2 protein-coding genes are annotated in these 7,721 nt (G+C 55.3%); both read left to right on the forward strand.

Annotation, left to right across the window (positions count from 1 at the left end):
* Positions 1-41 precede the first annotated feature (41 nt).
* On the forward strand, positions 42-3,386 hold the full coding sequence (gene secA, locus Q4A89_RS06885; protein ID WP_303184502.1) for a preprotein translocase subunit SecA: 3,345 nt from the start codon (positions 42-44) through the stop codon (positions 3,384-3,386).
* Between the two features lie 91 nt (positions 3,387-3,477).
* Positions 3,478-7,518 (forward strand): two-component regulator propeller domain-containing protein, encoded by a 4,041-nt coding sequence (locus tag Q4A89_RS06890; RefSeq protein ID WP_303184503.1) that lies wholly within the window; start codon positions 3,478-3,480, stop codon positions 7,516-7,518.
* Positions 7,519-7,721: the final 203 nt, after the last annotated feature.

Here is a 7,721-nt window from a genome sequence, read left to right on the forward strand (position 1 = left end):
AAACATCTATTCACAACTAAGAAATTAAAAAATACAACGATATGGGATTTAACGAAATAATGACGAAGTTGTTCGGCAACAAGTCACAACGAGATTTAAAAGAAATAACGCCTTACGTAGATAAAATCAAGGCGGCCTATCCGGCCATCGAGGCGCTCTCGCACGATGAGCTGCGTGCCCGTTCGGTAGATATCCGCAAGCGCATACAGGATTACGTGAGCGAAGAAAAAAAGCGCATCGAAGAGTTGCGCAAGGGCATCGACGGAAAAGAATTGGAAGAGCGCGAAACGATCTGGGCTGAAGTAGACGAAATCGAAAAGAAGATAGCCGATCAGTACGAGAAAGTGCTGGAGGAAGTGCTGCCCGAAGCTTTTGCCATCGTCAAAGATACGGCGCGTCGTTTCGTGCAGAACGAAGAGATTACGGTCACAGCGACAGATTTCGACCGCGACTTGGCGGCCAGCCACGACTTCGTACGCATCGAAGGCGACAAGGCGATTTATCAGAACCATTGGGTAGCCGGCGGTAACGAGGTGAAATGGGACATGATACATTACGATGTGCAGCTCTTCGGCGGTGTCGTGCTGCACAAGGGAAAGATAGCCGAAATGGCCACCGGCGAAGGAAAGACGCTTGTAGCGACGCTGCCCGTCTTCCTCAACGCCCTCACAGGCGAAGGCGTACATGTGGTTACGGTCAACGACTACCTCTCGAAGCGTGACTCGGAGTGGATGGGACCGCTTTACATGTTTCACGGGCTGTCGGTCGATTGCATCGACAAGCACCAGCCGAACTCCGACAGCCGCCGCAAGGCTTATCTGGCCGACATCACGTTCGGAACGAACAACGAGTTCGGTTTCGACTACCTGCGCGACAACATGGCCATCAGCCCGCAGGACCTCGTACAACGCAAACACAACTACGCGATCGTCGACGAGGTAGACTCGGTATTGATCGACGACGCGCGTACGCCGTTGATTATCTCCGGTCCCGTGCCCAAAGGCGAAGAACAACTCTTCGACGAATACCGTACGAAGGTAGAAACCGTAGTCAACGCTCAGAAGAACTTGTGTACGAAGCTCCTCACCGAAGCCAAGTCGAAGATGGCGAGCGACGACAAGAAAACGCACGAAGAAGGAACCCTCCTGCTCTATCGCTCGTTCAAGGGACTGCCCAAAAACAAGGCGCTCATCAAATTCCTGAGCGAACAGGGCGTAAAAGCCAGTATGCTCAAGACCGAAGAGTTTTACATGCAGGACAACATGCGCAACATGCACCTCGTAACCGACGAACTCTATTTCGTCATCGACGAGAAAAACAACAGCATCGAGCTGACCGATAAAGGGCTCGACCTGCTGACGGGTAATATGGAAGACCCGCAATTCTTCGTGCTGCCCGACATCGCCTCGCAACTGTCGGAAATCAGCAACACGGGATTATCGGAGGCGGAGAAACAAGCCAAAAAGGACGAGTTGCTAACGAACTACTCGATCAAGAGCGAGCGCGTGCACACGATCAACCAGCTGCTGAAAGCCTACACGCTCTTCGAGAAAGACGACGAATACGTGGTCATCGACGGACAGGTGAAGATCGTCGACGAGCAGACCGGCCGTATCATGGAAGGCCGTCGTTATTCGGACGGGTTGCATCAGGCTATCGAAGCGAAAGAGCGCGTGAAGGTAGAAGCGGCCACTCAGACGTTCGCCACCATTACCTTGCAGAATTATTTCCGTATGTATCATAAGCTGTCGGGGATGACCGGTACGGCCGAAACGGAAGCCGGCGAGCTTTGGAACATTTATAAGCTGGATGTCGTGGTCATCCCGACGAACAAGCCGATTGCGCGTACCGACATGAACGACCGCATCTACAAGACAACGCGCGAAAAGTACAACGCGGTGATCGAGGAGATCAGCGCGCTGATTGAAGCCGGCCGCCCGGTGCTGGTGGGTACGACTTCGGTCGAAATTTCGGAATTGTTGAGCCGTATGCTCCACATGCGTAAGATTCCGCACAATGTATTGAATGCGAAACTGCATCAGCGGGAGGCGGAGATCGTCGCGCTGGCGGGGCAGTCGGGCACGGTGACCATCGCCACGAACATGGCCGGTCGCGGAACCGACATCAAGCTGTCACCGGCCGTACGCGCGGCCGGAGGATTGGCGATTATCGGTACCGAACGTCACGAGAGCCGTCGTGTAGACCGGCAGCTACGCGGTCGTGCGGGACGTCAGGGCGACCCCGGCTCGTCCGTGTTCTTCGTTTCGCTCGAAGACAACCTGATGCGTCTCTTCGCCTCGGAACGAATCGCCGGACTGATGGACAAACTCGGATTCAAAGAGGGCGAAGTGCTTGAGCACAATATGCTCAGCAAGTCGGTGGAACGCGCGCAGAAGAAGGTGGAAGAAAACAACTTCGGTATCCGCAAACGTCTGCTCGAATACGACGACGTGATGAACTCGCAGCGAAGCGTGATTTACACGCGCCGGCGTCACGCCCTGATGGGGGAACGGATCGGTCTCGATGTGATGAACACGCTCTACGACACGACGACAGCCCTCGTCGAGCAGGCGGTAGACAGCGGCGATTTCGAAGGGTTCAAACTGGAGCTTTTCCGCACACTCGCGCTTGAATGCCCCGTTTCGGAAGAGACATTCCGCGAAATGAAAACCGACCAGCTCATCAACGAGGTCTTCGACGCGGTGATGAAGCAGTATAAGCGTCGGACGGAAAGGATGGCGCAAGTAGCCAATCCGGTTATCAAACAGGTGTTCGAGAATCAGGGAGCGATGTACGAAAACATCATGATTCCGATCACCGACGGTAAGCGGATGTACAACATCTCCTGCAACCTGAAAGAGGCTTACGAAACGGATTCGAAAGCCATCGTGAAAGCGTTTCAGAAAGCCATCACGCTGCATACGATCGATGAATCGTGGAAGGAGCATCTTCGCGAGATGGACGATCTGCGCCAATCGGTACAGAACGCCAGCTACGAAAACAAAGACCCGTTGTTGATCTACAAGCTCGAAGCGTATAACCTGTTCAAAGTCATGGTCGAGGAGATGAACAAGAAGACGGTGGCCGTGCTGATGCGCGGACAGATTCCCGTACGTGAGGAAGAACAACAACCGATGCAGGTGCGCGAGGCCGCTCCCGAACGACGCACGGACATGAGCCGTTACCGTACGGAGAAAGATACGGTCAGCAGTGGCGGACAAGCCGGTGGAAGCGGCGACCCGTTGCTTCCCAAACCTCCGACGGGCGCGGGACAGTCGCGGCAGCCTCAGGAGCCGGTGCGCGTCGAGAAAAAAGCGGGACGGAACGATCCGTGTCCGTGCGGCAGCGGCAAGAAATACAAAAACTGCCACGGCAAGGGACTCTAAACATTCCTATACATTATATATGATATAACCAAAAGAGACGCGCCGGAAGGTACGTCTCTTTTCTTTCGGAAAAACAAACAGATTCGAACTTATGTCGTCTGCCGTCCGTATATGGATATACCGCTTGGTGCTGACGCTTGTCGGGGTATGGGGTACCGTAGTAGCCTACGGTCATCGCGGCGATGTATACTTCTCGAAAATCGGTATCGAGAACGGTCTGTCCCAGCTATCGGTCATGAGCATCTATCAGGACGAGTTGGGCACGATGTGGTTCGGCACGCGTGAAGGGCTGAACCTGTACAACGGAAGCAGCATGACCGTGTTGCAACCGAAAGAAGACGATCCGCATTCGCTGTCGGGCAATCTGATCAAAACGATCTGTGGCGACGGCCAAGGCTCCGTATTCATCCAGACTCAAAACGGCATCGACCGGTTCGACCTGCGCACGCGCACCTTGTCACGCATCGCGGATAAACCGTACGATGCGATGGCCTACGACACCGGCCGTTTGCTGCTGGCCGCGCAAAACCGTCTCTACACGTATCGTGAAGGCAAATTCTCGCTTCTTCTTGAAACAGGCCCTGCACAAACGGTCATCACGCGGATTCACATCCGGGCAGACGGGCAGCTCGTCATCGGTACGATCGATTCGGGGGTATACACCGTCGGGGCGGATGGGCACGCCATGCCGCTTATCACGGGTTGCAGTCGTGTCTCGTCGATCTACGAAGACAGCCGGCAGAACCTCTGGATCGCCACGTGGCGGAACGGACTGTACCGGCTGACGCCGCAGGGCACCGTCGTCAACTACCGCGAGAGCGCCGATGGCCGCGCGCTCTCGTCGAACTTCGTACGCACCGTATGCGAAGACAACAGCGGCCGTATATGGATCGGCACGAAGAACGGACTCGACCGGTTCGATACCGTCACGGAACAGTTTACGCATTACGACTCGGAAGAGCACAACCTGCAAAAGCTATCGAACGAATCGGTTTGGTATTTATACAAAGACCGGCAAGGCACGATTTGGGCCGGCACGTACTTCGGCGGGGTCAATTATTTCAACCCCGAATATGACTTTTACACGTTCCACGACTTGCAGAAAGGCGTGTTGCGAAACAAGCCTTTTCCGGTCATCAGCCGGGTGATCGAGGCAGAAGATGGCCGGCTCTTTCTCTGTACCGAGGGCAACGGGCTGCTTTTGTACGATCCGTCGGAGAAGACGTACACAGACTATGCCGCGCTGAGGCAGAAAAACATCAAGACGGCCTATTACGACCGCGCTCGCCATCAGTTATGGCTCGGCCTGCATCTGGAAGGTCTCTGCATGCTCGATACGAAAACGCAGCAGATGACGTTTTACCGCGAAATCAACTCCGCCCTGCACGAATCGAATGTCGTCCGGGCCATTCTCCCCTACCGCGAGCACCTGCTCGTGGCCACCTACAACGGGCTCTACGTGTTCGACCGCCGCACCGCGCAATTCTCCGTTTTTTCCGAAACATTGCATCGGTCGGTCACCTACTTCATCGATGTGCAGCCCGACGACGAAGACCGGCTGTGGATCGCCAGCCACGGACTGTACCGGTACGACCTACGGACGGGAATCTGCCGGAGTTATACGCATCGCAAAGACGATCCGGCGTCGCTCAGTAACAACCAGATCAACAAAATCCTGATCGACCGCAAACGCAACGTATGGATTGCCACGAACGGAGGCGGGGTGAATCTTTACAATCCTTCGTCCGATTCTTTTACACGCTTCGATACTGACAACCGTTCGCTCTCGAACGCCTATATCAGCAATCTGGCCGAACTGCCTTCGGGCAAATTGCTGCTGGCCACCACACAGGGTTTCTCGACCCTCGATCCCGCCACGCAGGAAATCAACCATTACGACTCCGGTAGCGGCTTTCCGCTCAACTCGCTTTACAACGGCGGACTGACCGTCACGGCCGACAACGAAGTCTATATCGCCGGCATGAACGGCATGGTATCTTTCGCCGAAGACAAGTTGGCGGCCCGGCTCCCGCCTTTCAATCTGTATCTCTCGCAGCTGTGGGTCAATCATGCTCCGGTGCTGCCCGGCGATGCTTCGGGCATCCTGAACGCAGCGCTACCGTTTACCGAATCCGTCGCACTGAATCACAAACAGTCGATGCTGGAGTTCGAATTTTCGTCCGATCATTTCATCGCCACCAACCGTCCCGGTTTCCGGTACCGGTTGCTGGGGCTGTCCGCACAATGGATGTCGGTGCAACCCAGCACCCACCGGTTTAACTTTGCCGGCATCCGTCCGGGCAAATATCGCCTCGAACTGGAGGCCGTCTCGCCGATCGACGGCGCCGTGCTGGCAGACACCGCCCTGCATTTGCACGTAGCGCCTCCGTTCTACCAAACGTGGTACGCCTATCTGTGTTACGCCCTCTTGCTCGCCGCGCTGGCCGCGCTTTACGTCCGGTTCGTCCAGTCGAGGGTGAGGCTCGTGGCCTCGCTCGAATACCAGAAGAAAGAAAAGGAGCATTTAGAGGCCGTCAACCAGTCGAAGCTGCGTTTCTTCACCAATATCACACACGAGTTCCGGACCCCGCTGACGATCATCGCCAGTCAGATAGACACGATGATGCAGACGGGCAAGACGTCTGCCGACGTGCACCGCCGCATGGTCAGTGTGCGTCGCAACATCGGGCTTATGCAAAACCTGATCAACGAACTGATGGAGTTTCGCAAGGCCGAGAACGGTAAGCTCGTGATCCGCGCAGGTGAGCACGACATCGTTAAATTCATGCACGAAATGTATCTCGCCTTCGAAGAATACGCGGGACACAGGCAGATCGAGTTCACCTTCCATACCGACCGCGAAAGCATACGCTTGTGGTTCGACCCGGCACAGATGCAGAAAGTATTCTACAACCTGCTCTCCAACGCCTTCAAATATACGTCGGCCGGCGGGAGCGTCGGGATGAGCGTGAGCGAACATGCCGACGAAGTCCGCATCGCCGTGCGCGACAGCGGACAGGGCATCCGCGAAAGCGACATCCCCCATATCTTCGACCGCTTCTATCAGGTAGATACCGGACTGAAGACCGACGAATCCGTATCGCCCGGAACAGGCATCGGACTGGCGCTGACGAAACATATCGCCGACGCGCACGGGGCGCGCGTGCTTGTATCGAGCCGCATCGGCGAAGGCAGCACCTTCGAAGTAGTGATGAAGAAAGGCGACGGGCATCTCTCGGACGGGCAAAAGCGCGGATTGCAGGCGGCCGGCGAATGGCATATACGCCCCGTCGAAGTCTACGACGCGCTGCCCGACACGCCTTCTCCCGACACGACCGAAAGCAACCGCGAGCGGCCTTCCATCCTGATCGTAGAAGACAACCCCGAACTGCTTCATGTGCTGCAAAGCATCCTCGAGCCGATCTACACGGTCCATACCGCCTCGAACGGCGAAGAAGGACTACGGAAAACCATCCGCCATCAGCCCGATATCGTATTGAGCGACCTGATGATGCCCCTCCTCTCAGGAAGCGAAATGTGCCTGCGAATCAAAAACAATTTCGCCACGTCGCACATCCCCGTCGTCCTGCTCACGGCACAAACCGCCGTCGAAGCCAAACTCGACAGCCTCCGCCTCGGAGCCGACGACTATATCACCAAACCGTTCGATGTGAACCTGCTCGTCGCGCGCTGCCAAAACCTGATCAACGGACGACGCCTGCTGCAGGAAAAATTCGGACGCTCGACCGAACTCCCTCCCTCGGCCATCGCCTCGAACGAAATCGACCGCGAATTTATCGAACGCGCCCGTCAGGTCATCGAACAACATCTGTCCGACGAAGATTTCGACGTCGCCCTCTTCTCGCGCGAAATGGCGTTGGGACGCACCCGCCTGTTCCATAAAATCAAAGGCGTCACCGGGCAAACTCCCAACGAATTTATCCTCACCATCCGGATGAAAAAAGCCACCTACCTGCTCCAAAGTCATCCGGAAATGAATATCGCCGACGTGGCATACAAAGTAGGCTTCGGCTCGCCGAAATATTTCTCCAAATGCTTCCGCGAACAGTTCGGGATGTCTCCCTCCGAATTCCGCACCCGCCAACTCGCCCCGCCTTCGGGCAAGCAGTAAAGACCGTGACGATTTTGCCCGACCCTGTTTGTCCGATAACGAAAAAATAACGACCGAACAGAAGAAAAAACGTTCAATCGTCCATTTCTATGTTTTAAAACATCATTGATCTCTTTTTTTTCCGATGCAAGCAATGTATTTTTGACGTGCAATTAAAAAATTCCCTTTCGGGAAAACTCCGAAAGGAAAAATCAATCGGATTT

It is taken from the genome of Tannerella sp. (assembly GCF_030528505.1).
GTDB lineage: Bacteria > Bacteroidota > Bacteroidia > Bacteroidales > Tannerellaceae > Tannerella.

Bases quoted from the DNA above. Each gene is read 5' to 3' on its own strand.
- secA (WP_303184502.1), top strand. From the start codon at position 42: ATGGGATTTAACGAAATAATGACGAAGTTGTTCGGCAACAAGTCACAA.
- Q4A89_RS06890 (WP_303184503.1), top strand. From the start codon at position 3,478: ATGTCGTCTGCCGTCCGTATATGGATATACCGCTTGGTGCTGACGCTT.